Source organism: Kitasatospora sp. NPDC051164 (assembly GCF_044455625.1).
GTDB lineage: Bacteria > Actinomycetota > Actinomycetes > Streptomycetales > Streptomycetaceae > Kitasatospora.
Genome location: NZ_JBITFB010000008.1, coordinates 35,711 through 50,927, shown reverse-complemented (window position 1 = coordinate 50,927; position 15,217 = coordinate 35,711). Strand labels below are relative to the sequence as shown.

Sequence of the window (15,217 nt, the reverse complement as noted above, 5' to 3'; positions counted from 1 at the left end):
TCGGGGCCCTCTAGGGTCGAGAGTCGGTGCGCAGCAGGCTGTAGCGGACGACGTCGCGCCACTGGCCGTCCCGGAAGGTCAGCGCGCGCTGCACGCCCTCGCGGGTGAAGCCGCACTTCTCCAGGGCGCGCTGTTCGGCGACGTTGCCGGTCTCGGTGTCCGCCTCCAGTCGGACGACGGGGGTGTGCGCGAACAGGTAGTCCACCAGCAGGCGTTGGGCCCGCGTGCCGATACCCCGGCCGCGCACGTGCGGCAGCAGCTGCGCGCCGATGTTCCAGTACGGGGCGGTCGGCAGCACGGCCTTGCGCAGCGCGGCGACGAAGCCGCAGAACTCGCCGTCGACGTCGACCGCGAGCATCCACTGCTCGTCCCCGAGCAGCCCGTCCTCCACCCAACGGCGGCGGAACCGGTCCAAGTCCCGCCAGCCGTACCACTGGTACTCCCCCAGCGCCCCGGGGTCGCCCAACAGTGCGCCGAGGACGGGGAGGTCGGCTTCGGCGATCGGGCGCAGGGAGATCGTTTGGTCGCTCATGCCAGCGCCAACGCCTATGCCCCGCACGCCGGTTCCTCGCCTGCCCTCATCCTTCCGCTATCCGCTCCTGCCCGTTCCCGTCCCTTCCCGTCCGCTCTCCTCCGCCGATCGACCGTGCGAGCCGGAAGCCCACGTCGTCGATGCGCAGCGTCGGGTGGCTGCGGCGGCGCACTGAGGCGCGGCAGCTCCAGTGCTCGTCGAACCAGCCGCCGCCGCGCAGGACGCGGTAGCTGCCGTACACCTCGGCGTCGTAGACCTCCCAGCACCACTCCCACACGTTGCCGAGCAGGTCGCACAACCCGTAGTCGTTCGGGCGCAGTTCACCCACGTCGTGGATGCGCTCGCCCGAGTTGGCGCGGTGCCAGGCGATCTCGTCCAGCGGGCCGTAGCGCGGGCCGTCCGTGCCGGCGCGGCAGGCGTGCTCCCACTCGGCCTCGGTGGGCAGCCGGTAGCCGTCGGCGGCGCGATCCCAGGCGACGTCCTCGCCGTCGAGGTTGTAGGCGGGCGCAAGCCCCTCACGCCGGGAGAGCTCGTTGCAGTAGCGGACGGCGTCCTGCCACGACACGCTGTGCGCGGGGCGCCGGTCGCCGGCCACGCCCTCGTACTGCTCGCGGGTGACCGGACAGGCCGCCAGCTCGTACGAGTCGACTTCGACGGCCCAACTGCGCTGGGTTCGACGGTCGGACAGCGTCACACGGCCTGACGGGATGATGATCACCCGGCGATCCTACGACGCGCCTCCGCGCAGCAGGTCGACCGCGCTCCGCTCTGCCGGCTCCTCCGCGTGCGCGGGCAGCGGCGCACCGGCGTGCAGGGGTCCGCGGACCTGGTGCACGGCGTCTTCTCCTCCGGCCTCGCCGCCCTGCGGGCGCACTTTGCGGCCTGACGGCTACATCACCGCTACATCACCGTCGCCTGAACGGTGACGCACACCCAGCCGATCACCGTGATCGCCGCACACGCCCAGGCGACCACGGCCGCCCCGCGCCCGCACTCACGGCCTCGGGCCCGCTGGAACCCGGCGATCAGGCCGGCGATCGCGGTGATCGGCAGAGCGAGGAAGGCCAGGTAAGGCGTCCAGCCCGCGATCGCCAGCGCGATCAGGAGGCCCGCGAGCGCCAGCGGCACCGACACCGCCGCGACGCCCATCCCGGCGGCCGCGCAGGCGACCCGGAAGCGTTTCGGGTCGCGGAAGAAGAGCGGCACGGCGCACCCGGCCGCACAGAGCAGCCCGACCGCGTACAGAAACGCTCCAGCCGGCCCGAACCCGGCCAGCACGGGCACCAGCGGCAGCAGGAACGCCACGATCCCCAACCCGGACAGCCACCGGGCACTCACCGGCACCGCAACCACGGTTCCCCCTCCACTGTTGGACGCGCGCGAGGCCGACATCCGGGCTACAGCCACCACGGCGCCGTGAAGATGGTGAGCAGGCCCCAGCACACCACCGAGGCGATCCCGACAGACCGGCCGAGTACGGCCACACCTCGGCCGTACACGGGGCCGCGGGCCTCCCGGACAGCGGCCACCAGGGCAGGGACAGCGGCGACCGGGAGGAACAGGAAGGTCAGGAGAAGGACCCATCCGCGGTACCCGAGCTCCGCCAGGACACCGGCGACCAGCGGCGGCACGGAGGCGATCGAGGCGGTCACGCCCGCGCACACGCAGGCGGTCCGGAACGCCTCCCGCGTGCGGAAGAACAGCGGGACGGCGCACGCCGCGGCACCGACGGACGCGCAGACGACCCGGACCGGCTCGCCGAAGCCGGACGTCAGCAGCAGGATCGGCAGCGGTGCCAGGCACACCAGCTCCGCCAGCACGGCCGAACGCCGCGCACTGCTTGCTACCCGCAGCATGATTCCCCCCACACAGCAGTAATTTGAACACGTTCAAACCTAGCATGCGGGGGGATTGGGATCCGTCAGGCGGTCCGGTCGTCCACGATCGCGGCGAGGACGCGTTCGCGGACCCTCACGGAGGCCTCGGGAAGCCACCGCGCCAGCTCGACGCCGAGGCGGCGCCGCTCGGCTCGCAGCAGCCGAGCGACGGGAGTGCGGGAGCAGTGCAGGAACCACCGGTCCCGGATGCGGTCGATCACGCCGGCTCCCCGGAGGGGTTCGCCCAGCGGATGCGGACTTCGCGGACACCGACGGGGATGACGAGGACGGGGCTGGCGGCGAGGTCGCGGATGATGTCGCGCTTGGCGCAGGGGCCGGTGAGACGGCGCTCCAGGGCGTGGTGCTGGGAGCGGGGCATCGGGAGGTGGCAGATGGAGGCCCAGATCCGGTCGAGGGCGTCGGGGGTGAGGGTGCGGACGGCTGGCGGCCTGACCCCGGGGATCTCCACGAGGATGTCGTGATCGGCCCTCACGCGGCCACCTCACACCAGACGATCTTGCCGCGCGGCTCGCGCGGGCAGCAACCCCACTTACTGGCCAGGGACTTGAGCAGCTGGAGCCCGCGCCCGGTCTCGTCATCGAGACCGGGCGCGGAGAGAACCGGCTCGTCGTCCCGCCGGGCGTCGTGCACCTCGACCCGGAGGCGGGTGGAGTCGACGTCGAGCGCGAGGTAGATGAGGTACCCCGCCGGCGTGCCGTGCAGAACGGCATTGGTGACCAACTCCGAGACGACGAGCCGCCCGGAGTCGAGGAACCGCTCCCCGCAAGGGACGGAGGAGAGGAGCGAGGAGAGCCGGCGACGGGCCTCCCCGGGAGCACGACGGCTGCGCGGCAGCCAGATGGTGGAGGAGTTCAGAGACATGGCGAAGACACCTTCCAGGCACATGAGTGGAGAAGGCCGGGCGGCCGACACGGCGGCCCGTACGCGTCCAACACGAAGCGCCCATGAGAGTGCGCCATAGCCGCACGCCATGCGCGTCACTCACAGCCAGCGCTTCGTTACTCACAGCATGGAGCATGTCGAAGGCGCAACGCAAGGCATGCCATCGAAATATGAAAACTTTCAGATCTGATGGCAAGGTGCGCCTCCCAGGCTCCTGCTGGCGGTGGCGAACCGTCACTACTCGCATGCACACTGGTCCCTGAACGTCCTGGAGGGGTTACATAGATGGCAGTCGCAGTGCCAGCCGTGCGGTACCGACGCATCGCCGCTGAGCTGAGGAGGCTTCGCGAGCTGAAGAACCTGTCAGCCGAAGAGGTGGTCGCCCAGGTCGAGGGCGTCAACCTGGTGAAGCTCAGCAGGTACGAGAACGCTCGCGTCCAACTGAAGCCCGATGTCGTCCGGGCCCTGCTCGACTTCTACGAGTGCGACGAGGAACTCAAGGAGGTCCTCGTCGAGATCCTTCGAGACAAACGACGCCCCGGCTGGATGGCGGGCTACGAGCAACTGAACCCGCTCTACACAGATCTGATCCGCCTCGAAGAGACGGCCGTGGGCAACAAGTCCTACCAATCTGCTTACATTCCAGGATTGCTGCAGACCCGTCAGTACGCCCACGCCATCATCGCCAGTGGAGTGATAAACAAGCCCAGCGTCGAAGAGCGCGTCGAAGTCCGGATCAACAGGCAGTCCGTGCTCACTCGATCCGAGCATCCGCTCAAGTTGTGGGCTGTGGTTCACGAGGCAGCCCTGACCATGAGTGCCGCCCCAGGCGTGATGGCCGACCAGTTGGACAAGCTGCTGCAGTTCAGCCAGCTCCCCAACATCAAAGTCCAGATCATGCCCGCGATGGCTCCGCCGCATCCGGGAATGGCTGGCGCGTTCGCGCTCCTGGAGTTTCGGCAACGCGATCTCGACCTGGTCCTGCTCAGCGGAATGCTCAGCAGCGACTGGGTGGAGGACCCGGACCAAGTCGACATCTATCGAGCAGCGTTCGACGAAATCATGGCAACTGCCTTGGATCTGGACCAGTCTCGTAACCTCATCGCACAGAAGAGAGACACGCTCAAGTGACCCACTTCCCCGTCGCCTCCGCACTCCCCGTGCAGTGGAAGAAAGCAAGCGCCAGCAACCCGAACGACGACTGCGTCGAAATCGCCGATGGCATCACCGGCATCATCCCGGTCCGCGACAGCAAGGATCCCCACGGTCCGGCCCTCAAGTTCACCCCGGAGGCCTGGCAGTCCTTCCTCGCCGGCATCCACTCCGACGACTTTCCGGCCGCCCTCTAGGCAATCGACGGGCGGCCCCGCGTGGCGCGCGGGGCCGCCCGAGTGCGCGGCATGTCGGCCCCGCACCCGGCCATGCCAAGGGCGTGCCCGATCCCGAGCTCGTCGTCCGCATCCCCGCCAGGGTGGCTCCGATCTTGGGGAAGGCATGCGATGACTCAGAGCGCCGATAAGGTGCCGGACTTCGCCGATCTGCTGAAGAGCGCCCAACGCTCTGCCGTTCACCTGGAGATGCGGGACACCTATGCCGGTCAGGACAGCGGCGGCTTCGCCGAGTTCCTTCGCAGCGGGTACGCCGACAACGACCCGGAGTCGCAGCACTGGACCCGGTGGGGGCGACGGTCCGCGCGGCTTTGACCAAAGCGTTACGCCGCCCCCGCTACAAGGCCTCCTGCCGCCGCGCAGAAAGGGCTGTTCCCGGCCTGCGGTGGGCGTGCTGCCGCGCGCCGGTCCGGCGCCGAACCACCCGTTCCCACGGCTGCCACCAGAGCCCCAACTGACCATTCCCCAGCGGGTTCTGCGTCGCTCGCGGCAGCTCATTGAACCGCCTACGCTCAGCCGCATGAACCGCACGATCCGCACCACCGAGGACGTTCTCGCCCTCCTTGACGGACTCTTCCCGCCGGCCGAGCCATTCTGGGAGCGCTTCTACGCGGACCGGTCCGCCGAGCCTCCGTTCTTCGCGCCCAAGCCGGACGAGAACCTGGTCTCCTACCTGGATCGCGGCCTGGTCGCCGCCCCTGCCCGCGCGCTCGATCTCGGTTGCGGGCCCGGCCGGAACGCGATCCACCTGGCAGCGGCCGGCTTCGATGTCGATGCCGTCGACCTGTCATCCGCCGCCGTCGCCTGGGCCGGGGAGCGCGCCCGCGAGGCCGGGGTCGGTGCCAATCCGCGCTTCCACCGGGCGAGCATCTTCGACGCCGAACTTCCGTACGCCCACTACGATCTGGTCTACGACTCCGGCTGTCTGCACCACCTCCCGCCGCACCGCCGGGTCAGCTACCTCGCCCTCCTGGACCGTGTTCTCGCGCCGGGCGGGTTCTTCGCCGTCACGGCGTTCGCCGCCGGGGCGATGGGCTCGGAGCGGCCGGACGAGGAGCTGTACCGGCTCGGCGCCCTGGAGGGCGGCCTGGCCTATTCACCGGACGAACTCCATTCCCTTTTCCGGGACTTCACTCCGGTGGAGGTCCGCCCGATGGCCGCCCAGTCGGCCGATTCCCCACTCTTCGGTGTCCCCTTCCTCCTCACAGCTCTCTTCCAGCGAGCTGTCAGTCTTTAACCGGTCTCTCATCCTCCGCGCCTAGCCTCCGACCGCATGAACGTCTCCCTGCTCGACGGCTGGTTCCCGTGGACGGTCCAGGCCGTGGCCCTTGCGTTGTTCCTGGGCACGCTGGTCCGGCGGGACCGGGCGTGGCGGGTGAGGTGGGGGCCGATCGCGCTCGGGACGGCGCTGGCGGTCACCGCGGTCGCCGCCGTGGCCGTGCTCACCCTGGCCGGGATCACCGATCCGATCCCGTACGGGGTGTGGCTGTGGTGCGGGGTGGCGGTCGCTGCGTTGTGCGTGCTCGGGTTCGGCTGGCGCGGCGCGCGGTGGTGGCGGCGGGCTCTGGCGGCGCCGACGGCCGTGCTGGCGCTGTTCTGCGCCGCGAACAGCGTGAACATCGCCACCGGCTACTACCCGACGCTGGGCGACGCGGTCGGCGAGCTGAGCGGGCAGCCGCTGCCAGACCAGATCACGCTGGCCGAACTCGCCTCGATCCACGGGAAGACGAAGACCGGCCGCATCGTCCAGGTCGACATACCGGACACCGCCAGCGGCTTCGCCCACCGCCAGGAGCTGGTCTACCTGCCGCCCGCCTGGTTCCGCAGTCAGGCCCGGCCCAAGCTGCCGGTGCTGGAGATGATCGGCGGCGAGTTCGCGGCGCCGGACAACTGGATCCGTTCCGGCAACGCGGTGAGGACGGCCGACGCGTTCGCCGCCCGGCACAACGGCTTCGCGCCGATCCTGGTCTTCGTGGACGCCACCGGCGGTTTCCGGGTGGACACCGAGTGCGTGGACGGCCCGCACGGCCACGCCGAAGCCCATCTGCTCAAGGACGTCCCGCCGTTCGTCCAGAAGACCTTCAACGCGGCCACCGACCCGCACAAGTGGGGGGTGGCCGGCTGGTCGATGGGCGGCACCTGTGCCGTCGACCTCACTGTCGAACACCCCGACGTCTTCACGCACTTCGGTGACTTCTCCGGCGACAGGGGCCCGTACATCGGCGACAAGGACCACACCGTGCAGGAGCTGTACGGGGGTGACAGCGCGGCCTGGGCGGCCCACGACCCGCTGACCGTGCTCGCCCATCACCCCAAGTACCAGGGGGTCTCCGGCTACTTCGGCCAGGGCGACGAGGAGCACGGCCAGATCGAGTCCGCCAAGGCCTTGGAGGCGGCGGCCAGGAAGGACGGCATCCGCACGGTCAGCTCCGTCGGCTCGGGCAAGCACAGCTGGCAGACCGGCGCCGCGACCTTCGCCCAGGCCCTTCCCTGGCTCGCCCAGCAGCTCGGTGTCCCGGGCACCCACGCGTAGCGGCGGCCGAAGCCAGGACCGAAGCCACAAAACCGAGGCCGAACCCAAAGCCAAGACCGAAGCCGAAGCCGAAGCCGAAGCCGAATCCGGAGCCGAGGCCGGCCCCGGGCCGGTCAGTCCCGTTCCCGCCCCACGGCCGCCTCGTACGCCAGGAGCGTGTCGACGACCAGGCGCCGCTGCGCGGGGTCGAGCGGGGCGAGGGCGGTGCGCCAGGCGGCGGCGCCGGGGGCGAGCCAGCTCTCGATGGCGGGCAGGTGGGCGGGGGCGATGGCGACGATGCGGCGCCGGCGGTCGGCCTCGTCCTCCCGCCGTTCGAGGATGCCTTGGCGGCTGAGGTCGCCGACCATCAGGCTGACCGTGGTGGGGGCGATCTCCAGGCGGGCGGCGAGGCCGTTGACGCCCATCGGCCCGTCGAGCAGCAGGCAGGCCAGCAGGGACAGGTGCCGGGGGGCGAGCGCGAAGGTGCGCAGCGGTTCGGGGACAGGGATCCGCTTGGCCCGTCCGACCAGCCGGGGCATCAGCAGCAGCATGGACCGTACGGCGTCGTCGAGGCCGTCCCCAGGCCGTGACTCCCCCTTGGGCGTTGACATCGCGCGCCTCTCCTCAGTTATCTTTGATATCAAAGATGTTTTACGTGCAAAGCGAGCCTGCCCGTCCATGGTACGAACCGAGCCGACCCGAACCGAACGGAGCTCCGCCATGCCGCACTTGAGCCTGCACATCCGCGAGGAGTCCCTCGACGCCACCGTCGAACCGCGCCTCATCGCCGCCCTCACCGAGGCCGTCGCCACGGTCTTCGGCGAGCAAGCCCGCCCGATGGTCGCGGTCGAGCTGATCGGCGTCCCGCAGCGCCGCCGGGGCATCGGCGGGGTGCCGACCGGCGAGGCCGCGCCGGTGGTCGCGCTCAGCATGCGGGAGGCGGCCTACCACCTGCCGCACGTCCCGGACGCGCCCGCCCGCCTGGTCGCGGCCGTCACCGAGGCGATCACCGGCACCCTCGGCGAGGCCGCCGGACGGCAGACCGTCGTCACCGTGGAGGGCGTGGCGGCGGGCCGCTCCGGCATCGGCGGCCAGGTGGCCTGACCGCCGACGATTCCCCGGTCGCCGCCGCCCGGGCCCCACAGGGGAAAGCCTTGGTGTCGGCGGCCGCCGGAGCCCCACCCGCCTGTCCGGCCGGGTCCGGACCGCCCGTCCGACCCGGCACCCCGAGGGCACCGTACGGGCCCGCAGCACCAGGCCCCAGCAGCGGAAATCCGCCGCCGCGAGCGGCGCACCACCAGGGCTGCGCGCCCCAGGAGTCCCCCGCGCACCGCCATAGCTCCCGCCGCCCCCGCACACACGTTCCCCATCATCGTCCTGCAACCGCCCCGGCCGCCGGAGCATCCGCCGGAATCCCGCTTTGCTCCCGGCGGCGCGTTGGCATAGGTTTTCGACCGCCGTCGACGCAGCACCGGCGCTGACCGCCCCTCAGACCAGAGGAGGGCGGCAGCGACCAGGAGCCGGACGGCCGTACGTCAACGGGGGAGGAACAGCCATGCCGAGTGCCCGCGATCACGGGTCACCCGGGCGGCGCGAACGGACGGGCGGTGCCGCGCACCCGCGGCCCACGGCCGACGCGCGCCCGACCCCGCCCCACGCCACCGGACACTTGAGGAATCGTCAGTTGCGCAGCATCCGACTGGTCACCGCCACCGCCGCAGCCCTCGTCTGCCTGGGCGCCCTCAGCGCCTGCGGACCGGACAACAGCGGCCAGGACGCCGGCAAGACCGCCGCCCCCGCCCCGTCCACCGCCGCCCCCGCGGGCACCGCCGCCCCTGCGGGCACCGCCACCGGCGCCCCCACCACGGGCGCCACCAAGCCGGCCGGCAACGGCGGCACCGACGGCGCCAAGGGCATCCCGGCCAAGGCCTGGATGGACACCAAGAGCATCCCGATGGACGAGACCTACCACTACGCGCCGCTGGCGGCCAACGCCAAGCCGCAGACCGGCCCGGTCCAGTTCAAGGGCATGGAGCTGTGCCACGCAGCGGTCGCCAAGGACGACGAGTGGATGTTCACCGGCACCGCCTCCGCGAAGGCCTCGGTGGGCTTCGGCGGCGACCGCTGGACGGCCCAGCAGACCCTGCTCTTCGAGGGCGACCCGACCCACAGCAGCGGCACCAAGCAGGCGACCAACCTGACGGACGGACACCTGACGGACGCCCTCAAGGGCTGCGCCAAGACCGTGCCCGGCGCCACCGTCAAGGTCAACAGCGCCGACGACGCGCCGTACTTCGCCGCCGTCCTGACCGTCCCGCAGGCCGACGGCACCACCGTCACCCTGCACGAGTACGTGGTCACCGACGGCGGGGCGGTCAGTGAGCTGTCCGTCTGGGCGACCACCAAGGCCGGCGCCCAGCCCAAGGACGCCTGGAAGGCCCCGGAGGACAAGTACGTCGGCACCGGCATGACCGCGCCGATGTGCGAGGCCCTTCCCGGCTGCAACTGATCCTCGGCGCTCCACGCGAGCGCCCGCACCCCCATAGACGGCCGTCCGGCCCGTCCGGCACAGGGGACCGGACGGGCCGGACGGCTCCTTCGCGCCCGCACGCGGTGAACCGGCTTCACCGCGTGCAGGCGTCAGCGCTTCAGGGCTTCAGGGCTTCAGGACGTCACCGTGTCAGGACGTCAGGGCGCCTGGAAGCCACCGAGCGTCTCAAGGAAGCAGGGCGTCACAACCCCAGGACGCTGAGCGCCGTGGTCCAGTCACTGGCGATCGCGCTGCGGGCGTCCTCCAGGCCGACCCGCCCGCCGCACACCGCGTTCTTGAGCTTGGTCTCGACGGAGTCCTTGCTCGTGGCCGGCTGGCTGCCGTAGCGCGGCTCGGGCCACAGGTTGGCCGGGTCGCGCGGGGCGCCGCCGAGCTCCAGCGGGACGAGGTGGTCCTCCTCGTAGTCGGCCGTGCTGGTGTCCGCGTAGCCGTACTGGGCGATCTGCTGCACCTTCAGGGCGTTGGTGTAGCTGGTCGACGGGCGGACGGTGGCGGTCCAGCCGGAGACGCAGATGGTCTGCCCGATGGTGTCCTGGGTGACGGCCGGGTTGTACGCGCCGGGGGTGCAGTACGGGTCGGGCAGCGGCAGGTACGCCTGCGAACAACTCGCGGAGAGCGTGTGGGACTTCGGGGCGGCGGCGGTCGCCGGGGCGGCGGCGTGCGCGGTGCCGGTGGCGAGGCCGGCGGCGGCCAGGGCGGCCGCCGCGGCGATGACGGTCATGCGCTGACGGAGCATCATGGGGAAGTCTCCTGGGTCGGCCCGGCCTGTTGCCGGGCGACTCTGCTCATGACAGCACCGCGCACGCGACGACCGTCAGACCCAGGACGTGAACGCCTGGTGACCCCGCCTTCACAACCGCGACCGGCCGCAACGTCGCGCGATCAGCCCCGGGACACCGCCAGTTCGACCTCCCGGCCCGGCACGTCACCCGGCAGGGGCAGCACCACGCCGGAGCGCTCGAACCCGGCCCTGACATACATCGCCTCGGCGCGGGCGTTGTCCTCGTGGACGAACAGCCGCACGCGCTGGATCCGGGGTTCGGCGAGCGACCACGACCAGTCCCGGGCGGCCCGGACGAGGTCGTGCGCCAGCCCGGTGCCGCGCGCCTCGGGCCGGACGTAGAACCCGGCGATCTGCGCCTGCTCGACCTCGACGACGTCGCCTTCCAGGGCTCCCGACCCGCCGGGCCGCTCCACCAGCACGCTGACCGTGCCGAGCCAGCGCCCGTCCGCGTCCTCGCCGACGAACTGCGCCACGGCGGAGCCCGCCGCCGCTCCCGTGGTGCGGTCCTGCCAGAACCGGTCGGGCTTGGCGGACGCCTGCTCGTAGGTGTCGAGGAAGGCGATGGCCGCGACCGGGTCGCGGAGCGCGTCCAGCCGGATCTCCTTGACCCGGGCCCAGTCCTCTTGCCGTACCCGCCTGATGGTGATGGTGCTCATCGCGTGATCATTTCATCGATGCAGGTAGCCCCCGCAAGCCGAATTCTCCCAACCCGAAGACGGCCCGATCAGACCGCGTCGGCCCGCGTCTCCTCCAGCAACCGCGCCAGCAGCGCCGCCGGCCCCTCCGGCAGGCTCCCGTGCACCAGCTCGGTGCGGTGCACCAGCCGGGGCACGGCGATCGGCGCGCTCGCGACCCCGGGCACCCCGGCCGGCACCGGCTCGGGCAGCAGCGTGAGCCCGTGCCCGGCCGCGACCAGCGCGAGCAGCCCGTGCACATCGGTGCCCTGGTAGCGGGTGGCGGGCCGGAAGCCGTCGACGCCCGCGGCCGCGCGCAGCCGGGCGACCGGCGGGGCGAGGTCGGGGGCGTCCAGCCAGCGGGCGGCGGAGAGGTCGGCGAGTGCGAGACCGCCGCGGCCCGCCAGCGGGTGGCCGGCGGGCAGGGCGACGACGACCGGCCGCTCGTCCACCGCGACGGTACGCAGCGGGCCGACGTCGGGCAGCGGCAGCGGGTCGCTGGGCGCGGCCAGGCCGTCGACCAGGGCGAGGTCGACCTCGCCGGTGGCGACCTGCGCGGGCAGCACGTCCTGGGCGAGCACCCGGACCACCGGCTGCACCCCCGGGTACGCCCGGCGCACCTCGCCGAGCGCGCGCCCCAGGGTCGCCCCGACCGCCAGTGGTGTGGCGCCGAGCACCAACCGGGCGCTCGCGGCACCCGCCAGGCGCGCGACGTCGGCGCGCGCCGCCTCCAGCCGGACCAGCAGCGGCGCGGCGTGCTCCAGCAGCCGCCGCCCCGCCTCGGTCGGGCCGACCGGGCGGCGGACCAGCAGGGCGGTGCCGAGGTCCGCCTCCAGCGCGGCGATCTGCTGCGAGACCGCGGACTGGGTGTAGCCGAGTTCCCGCGCCGCGTCGGAGAAGGAGGCGAGGCGGGTGACGGTGACGAAGGTGCGCAGCTGCTGGGGATCCACGGCGGTCATCAACCGATCTGATCGAGAGGTAAGAAATCATCGTTGGCGCTGATCTCGGATGCGGGGTCAGGATAGCCGCATGACCTACCTGACCCCTCGGATCGCCCTGGTCGGCGACCGCTCCCCCGCCGTCCGCTCGCACGCCCGCATCCCGGGCCTGCTCGACGCCCTCGCCGAACACGACCGACTCGCCCTGGACGCCTACTGGATCCCGACCGAGGACGCCGAAGCACCCGGCGCCCTCGACGGCTTCGACGCCGTCTGGCTGCTGCCCGGCAGCCCGTACCGCAGCGAGGCGGGAGCCCTGGCCGCCGTCCGGACCGCCCGCGAGCGCGGCATCCCCTTCCTCGGCACCTGCGCCGGGTTCCAGCACGCGGTGCTGGAGTACGCCCACAACGTCTGCGGCCTGACCGACGCCGTCCACGGCGAGGAGCACCCCGATGGGGAGCAGCAGGTGATCGCCCCGCTGAGCTGCTCGCTGGTCGGCCACGAGGGCCCCGTCACGCTCACCCCGGGCACCCTCGCCGAGCGGGTCCTCGGCACCACCCGCACCCTGGAGCGCTACCACTGCGCGTACGGCCTCAACGCCGCCTACCTGGACCGGCTGCGCGCGCACGGCCTGCGGTTCAGCGGCGCGGACGAGTCGGGCGAGGTGCGGATCCTGGAGCTGCCGGACCACCCGTTCTTCCTCGCCTCACTGTTCCAGCCCGAGCTGTCCGGCGACGGCACCCGGGCGCACGCCATGATCCGCGCACTGGCCGCCGCCGCCGTGGCCCACGCCGACGCCGGCGCCCACGCGGACACCGCCTGGGCCGTCACCGCCTGAGCCGGCCTCACACCGACGACGGGCGGCCGGCCTCACATCGGCAGGGACCGCAGCCGCACCGGTCCCTCCGGCCACCCGGCCCCCGCCGACAGCGGTGCCCACATCGTGCGCAGCGGCATCACCGCCAGCCTCCCCTCCGGCTGCTCCACCGTCACCTCCTCCGCCACCTCCCGGAAGCCGAGTCCCCGGTAGAACGCGGTCAGCGGCGGGCGGCAGAACAGCAGCGCGCGCCGGTGGCCGAGCGTACGCGCGTGGTCCAGGGCGGCCCCGACCACGGCGTGGGCGAGGCCGCCGCCGCGCCGGTCGGGCGCGACGCACACCCCGCCGACGCCCATCGCCGTCAGGTCGGTGCCGCCCGCGGTGAGCGACAGCGGCAGCAGCCCGGTGTGGGCGACCAGCCGGCCGCCGGCGGCCCGGACCCCGAAGTGGATCTCCTTGGGCAGGAAGGTCAGCCCGGTGTACGCGACCCCGTACGGGTCGTCCCCGGGGCCGAGGATCTCCTCCTGCTCGGCGCGGGTGTACCGCTCCAGCCGTTCGACGGCCGGCGCCCCGGCGAGGTGCGCCCCGGCGGGGTTCGGCTCGGCGAGGTGCGGATCGGGGGGAATCGACTCGGCAAGGTGCGGATCGAGCGAAAAACGATCATTCATTCCGCCATGCTCTCCCCACCGGCGGCCTTGCGACAGTCCCTTCCCGGCCACTCGATCCGAGCGGCCGCCGAACGCCCCGGCCGACGCGGGAGATGCGCGAGGTTCGCCCCGTGCCGCCCGGGCCGAGGAGCCGGCCGCAGCACGGCAGACACTCAGCCTGATCCGCAGGTCAGACCGCCGCGCGCTCCGCCAGTTCCGTCCAGACCTCGTCCACCCGGGCCGACAGTTCCGCCAGCCCGGCGCCGTTGTCGATCACCAGGTCCGCGATCGCCAGCCGGTCGGCCCGCGAGGCCTGGGCGTCCATCCGGGCCCGGGCCTCGTGCTCGGCCATCCCGCGCAGTCGCACCAGCCGGTCCAGCCGCACCTCGTCGGCCGCGTCGACCACCACGATCAGGTCGAACAGCGGCGCCAGCCCGTTCTCGGCCAGCAGCGGCACGTCGTGCACCACGACCGCGTCCGGCGCGGCCGCCGCCTCCAGTTCGGCGGAGCGGGTCCGCACCAGCGGGTGGACGATCGCGTTCAGTGCCTTCAGCCGCTCCGGGTCGGCGAACACGATCGCCCCGAGGGCCGGGCGGTCCAGCGCGCCGTCCTCCCGCAGCACCTGCGGGCCGAACTCGGCGACGACGGCCGCCAGACCGTCCGTCCCGGGGGCGACCACCTCGCGGGCGATCACGTCGGAGTCCACGATCACCGCGCCGTGCGCGGCGAACAGCCGGGACACCTCGCTCTTGCCCGCGCCGATGCCACCCGTCAGTCCGATCTTCAGCATGGCGTCAGGCTACCGGCGCCACACCGGGCCCGTCAGCCCGGCTCCGGGCTCAACCCGACCGCGGGCTCAGTCCGACTCCGGGCTCAACCCGACCGCAGGCCCGACCCGACCGCAGACGCAACCCGGCTCCGGGCTCAGCCCAGCTCCAGGCTCTCCCCGTCTCCGAGGACGGCCAGCTCCGCGCCCGTGCCCGGCCCGTCCGGTCCGACCAGCCGGCTGTGCACGGCGAACCCGGCCGGGCTGAGCACCGCCTCGTGGACCGGCACCGCCCGGCGCGGCCCCGCCTCCCGGACGTAGTCGACGACCTCGGAGGCCTTGCTCCACGGCGCCGCCAGCGGCAGCAGCAGGGTGTCCACGGTGTGCGGCGGCACGGTGAACGCGTCGCCGGGGTGGAAGAGCCGGCCGTCGAAGAGGAAGCCGATGTTCTGCACCCGCGGGATGTCCGGGTGGATCACCGCGTGCCACTCGCCGTGCACCGAGACGCCGAGCCCGCCGAGCTCGAAGGCGTCGCCCTCGCCGACCGCGGTGACCCGCTGCGCGACGCCGTCCAGCTGGGCGGCGACGGCGCTGTTGGTCCACACCCGCAGCGCCGGGTCGGCCTCCAGCGCGGCGCGCAGCCGGGACTCCTCGAAGTGGTCCATGTGCTCGTGGGTGATCAGGACGGCGTCCGCCCCGGCCAGTGCGGCGGGGTCGGTGAACACCCCGGGGTCGACGACGACGGTGGTGTCGCCGTGTTCGATGCGTACGCAGGCGTGTCCGAACTTGGTGATTCGCATGCCCGAAACTCTACAGCAAAGCTGTACA

General features: G+C 72.4%; 22 protein-coding genes. 8 read left to right on the top strand and 14 right to left on the bottom strand.

The window, feature by feature from the left end; translation table 11 throughout:
* Positions 1 to 10 precede the first annotated feature (10 nt).
* The 7 genes from ACIBEC_RS13835 to ACIBEC_RS13805 all read right to left on the bottom strand — a co-directional run bounded on the left by ACIBEC_RS13835 (position 11) and on the right by ACIBEC_RS13805 (position 3,291).
* Positions 11 to 532 carry a GNAT family protein gene (locus ACIBEC_RS13835; RefSeq protein ID WP_360499170.1) on the bottom strand — a complete coding sequence of 174 codons (522 nt, stop codon included), beginning with the start codon at positions 530 to 532 and terminating at the stop codon, positions 11 to 13.
* Positions 533 to 578: 46 nt separating this feature from the next.
* Positions 579 to 1,250, bottom strand: a complete 672-nt coding sequence (locus ACIBEC_RS13830) for an SUMF1/EgtB/PvdO family nonheme iron enzyme (RefSeq protein WP_360499168.1) — start codon at positions 1,248 to 1,250, stop codon at positions 579 to 581.
* Between the two features lie 182 nt (positions 1,251 to 1,432).
* Entirely contained in the window at positions 1,433 to 1,885 is a 453-nt protein-coding gene (locus ACIBEC_RS13825) for a hypothetical protein (RefSeq protein ID WP_360499166.1), read from the bottom strand.
* Positions 1,886 to 1,929: 44 nt separating this feature from the next.
* Positions 1,930 to 2,388, bottom strand: a complete 459-nt coding sequence (locus ACIBEC_RS13820; protein WP_360499164.1) for a hypothetical protein — start codon at positions 2,386 to 2,388, stop codon at positions 1,930 to 1,932.
* Positions 2,389 to 2,453: 65 nt separating this feature from the next.
* Entirely contained in the window at positions 2,454 to 2,630 is a 177-nt protein-coding gene (locus ACIBEC_RS13815; RefSeq protein WP_360499162.1) for a hypothetical protein, read from the bottom strand.
* Positions 2,627 to 2,902: a hypothetical protein gene (locus tag ACIBEC_RS13810; RefSeq protein ID WP_360499160.1), complete on the bottom strand. Its 276-nt coding sequence runs from the start codon at positions 2,900 to 2,902 to the stop codon at positions 2,627 to 2,629. Before ACIBEC_RS13810 ends, ACIBEC_RS13815 begins: the two co-directional genes overlap by 4 nt.
* A complete protein-coding gene (locus ACIBEC_RS13805; protein ID WP_360499158.1) occupies positions 2,899 to 3,291 on the bottom strand; it encodes an ATP-binding protein in 393 nt (130 codons plus the stop codon). Before ACIBEC_RS13805 ends, ACIBEC_RS13810 begins: the two co-directional genes overlap by 4 nt.
* A gap of 306 nt (positions 3,292 to 3,597) precedes the next feature.
* On the opposite strand from ACIBEC_RS13805, the gene ACIBEC_RS13800 reads away from it, so the two are divergent.
* The 5 genes from ACIBEC_RS13800 (at position 3,598) to ACIBEC_RS13780 (ending at position 7,233) form a co-directional block, all read left to right on the top strand.
* On the top strand, positions 3,598 to 4,443 hold the full coding sequence (locus ACIBEC_RS13800) for a helix-turn-helix transcriptional regulator (protein ID WP_360499156.1): 846 nt from the start codon (positions 3,598 to 3,600) through the stop codon (positions 4,441 to 4,443).
* The gene (locus ACIBEC_RS13795) at positions 4,440 to 4,661 is read left to right on the top strand and encodes a DUF397 domain-containing protein (RefSeq protein ID WP_360499154.1); all 222 of its coding nucleotides are present in this window, start codon (positions 4,440 to 4,442) and stop codon (positions 4,659 to 4,661) included. Before ACIBEC_RS13800 ends, ACIBEC_RS13795 begins: the two co-directional genes overlap by 4 nt.
* A 150-nt stretch (positions 4,662 to 4,811) precedes the next feature.
* Positions 4,812 to 5,015, top strand: a complete 204-nt coding sequence (locus tag ACIBEC_RS13790; RefSeq protein WP_360499152.1) for a DUF6879 family protein — start codon at positions 4,812 to 4,814, stop codon at positions 5,013 to 5,015.
* A 205-nt stretch (positions 5,016 to 5,220) separates the two neighbouring features.
* Positions 5,221 to 5,937, top strand: coding sequence for a class I SAM-dependent methyltransferase (locus ACIBEC_RS13785; protein ID WP_360499150.1), 717 nt, complete (start codon positions 5,221 to 5,223; stop codon positions 5,935 to 5,937).
* A gap of 36 nt (positions 5,938 to 5,973) precedes the next feature.
* Positions 5,974 to 7,233 carry an alpha/beta hydrolase-fold protein gene (locus ACIBEC_RS13780; protein WP_360499148.1) on the top strand — a complete coding sequence of 420 codons (1,260 nt, stop codon included), beginning with the start codon at positions 5,974 to 5,976 and terminating at the stop codon, positions 7,231 to 7,233.
* A gap of 113 nt (positions 7,234 to 7,346) precedes the next feature.
* Here ACIBEC_RS13780 and ACIBEC_RS13775 read toward each other — a convergent pair whose 3' ends face one another.
* Entirely contained in the window at positions 7,347 to 7,823 is a 477-nt protein-coding gene (locus tag ACIBEC_RS13775; RefSeq protein ID WP_360499146.1) for a MarR family transcriptional regulator, read from the bottom strand.
* A 109-nt stretch (positions 7,824 to 7,932) separates the two neighbouring features.
* Here ACIBEC_RS13775 and ACIBEC_RS13770 point away from each other — a divergent pair, with 109 nt between their 5' ends.
* Together ACIBEC_RS13770 and ACIBEC_RS13765 are read left to right on the top strand one after the other, a co-directional pair.
* Positions 7,933 to 8,316, top strand: coding sequence for a hypothetical protein (locus tag ACIBEC_RS13770; protein WP_360499144.1), 384 nt, complete (start codon positions 7,933 to 7,935; stop codon positions 8,314 to 8,316).
* 580 nt (positions 8,317 to 8,896) lie between these two features.
* The gene (locus ACIBEC_RS13765) at positions 8,897 to 9,721 is read left to right on the top strand and encodes a hypothetical protein (RefSeq protein ID WP_360499142.1); all 825 of its coding nucleotides are present in this window, start codon (positions 8,897 to 8,899) and stop codon (positions 9,719 to 9,721) included.
* Between the two features lie 223 nt (positions 9,722 to 9,944).
* On the opposite strand, the gene ACIBEC_RS13760 is transcribed toward ACIBEC_RS13765, so the two are convergent.
* From ACIBEC_RS13760 to ACIBEC_RS13750, 3 genes are all read right to left on the bottom strand, one after another.
* Complete coding sequence (locus ACIBEC_RS13760) at positions 9,945 to 10,502, bottom strand: hypothetical protein (RefSeq protein ID WP_360499140.1); 558 nt, start codon at positions 10,500 to 10,502, stop codon at positions 9,945 to 9,947.
* Between the two features lie 143 nt (positions 10,503 to 10,645).
* On the bottom strand, positions 10,646 to 11,203 hold the full coding sequence (locus tag ACIBEC_RS13755; protein WP_360499138.1) for a GNAT family N-acetyltransferase: 558 nt from the start codon (positions 11,201 to 11,203) through the stop codon (positions 10,646 to 10,648).
* Between the two features lie 68 nt (positions 11,204 to 11,271).
* The gene (locus tag ACIBEC_RS13750; protein WP_360499390.1) at positions 11,272 to 12,171 is read right to left on the bottom strand and encodes a LysR family transcriptional regulator; all 900 of its coding nucleotides are present in this window, start codon (positions 12,169 to 12,171) and stop codon (positions 11,272 to 11,274) included.
* Positions 12,172 to 12,250: 79 nt separating this feature from the next.
* Between ACIBEC_RS13750 and ACIBEC_RS13745 the strand changes: the two genes are divergently transcribed.
* Positions 12,251 to 12,997: a hypothetical protein gene (locus ACIBEC_RS13745; RefSeq protein WP_360499136.1), complete on the top strand. Its 747-nt coding sequence runs from the start codon at positions 12,251 to 12,253 to the stop codon at positions 12,995 to 12,997.
* Between the two features lie 32 nt (positions 12,998 to 13,029).
* Here the strand turns inward: ACIBEC_RS13745 and ACIBEC_RS13740 are convergent, their stop codons facing one another.
* The 3 genes from ACIBEC_RS13740 to ACIBEC_RS13730 all read right to left on the bottom strand — a co-directional run bounded on the left by ACIBEC_RS13740 (position 13,030) and on the right by ACIBEC_RS13730 (position 15,189).
* On the bottom strand, positions 13,030 to 13,644 hold the full coding sequence (locus ACIBEC_RS13740) for a GNAT family N-acetyltransferase (protein WP_360499134.1): 615 nt from the start codon (positions 13,642 to 13,644) through the stop codon (positions 13,030 to 13,032).
* A 169-nt stretch (positions 13,645 to 13,813) separates the two neighbouring features.
* Entirely contained in the window at positions 13,814 to 14,413 is a 600-nt protein-coding gene (coaE, locus tag ACIBEC_RS13735; RefSeq protein ID WP_360499132.1) for a dephospho-CoA kinase, read from the bottom strand.
* A gap of 134 nt (positions 14,414 to 14,547) precedes the next feature.
* A complete protein-coding gene (locus tag ACIBEC_RS13730; protein WP_360499130.1) occupies positions 14,548 to 15,189 on the bottom strand; it encodes an MBL fold metallo-hydrolase in 642 nt (213 codons plus the stop codon).
* Positions 15,190 to 15,217: the final 28 nt, after the last annotated feature.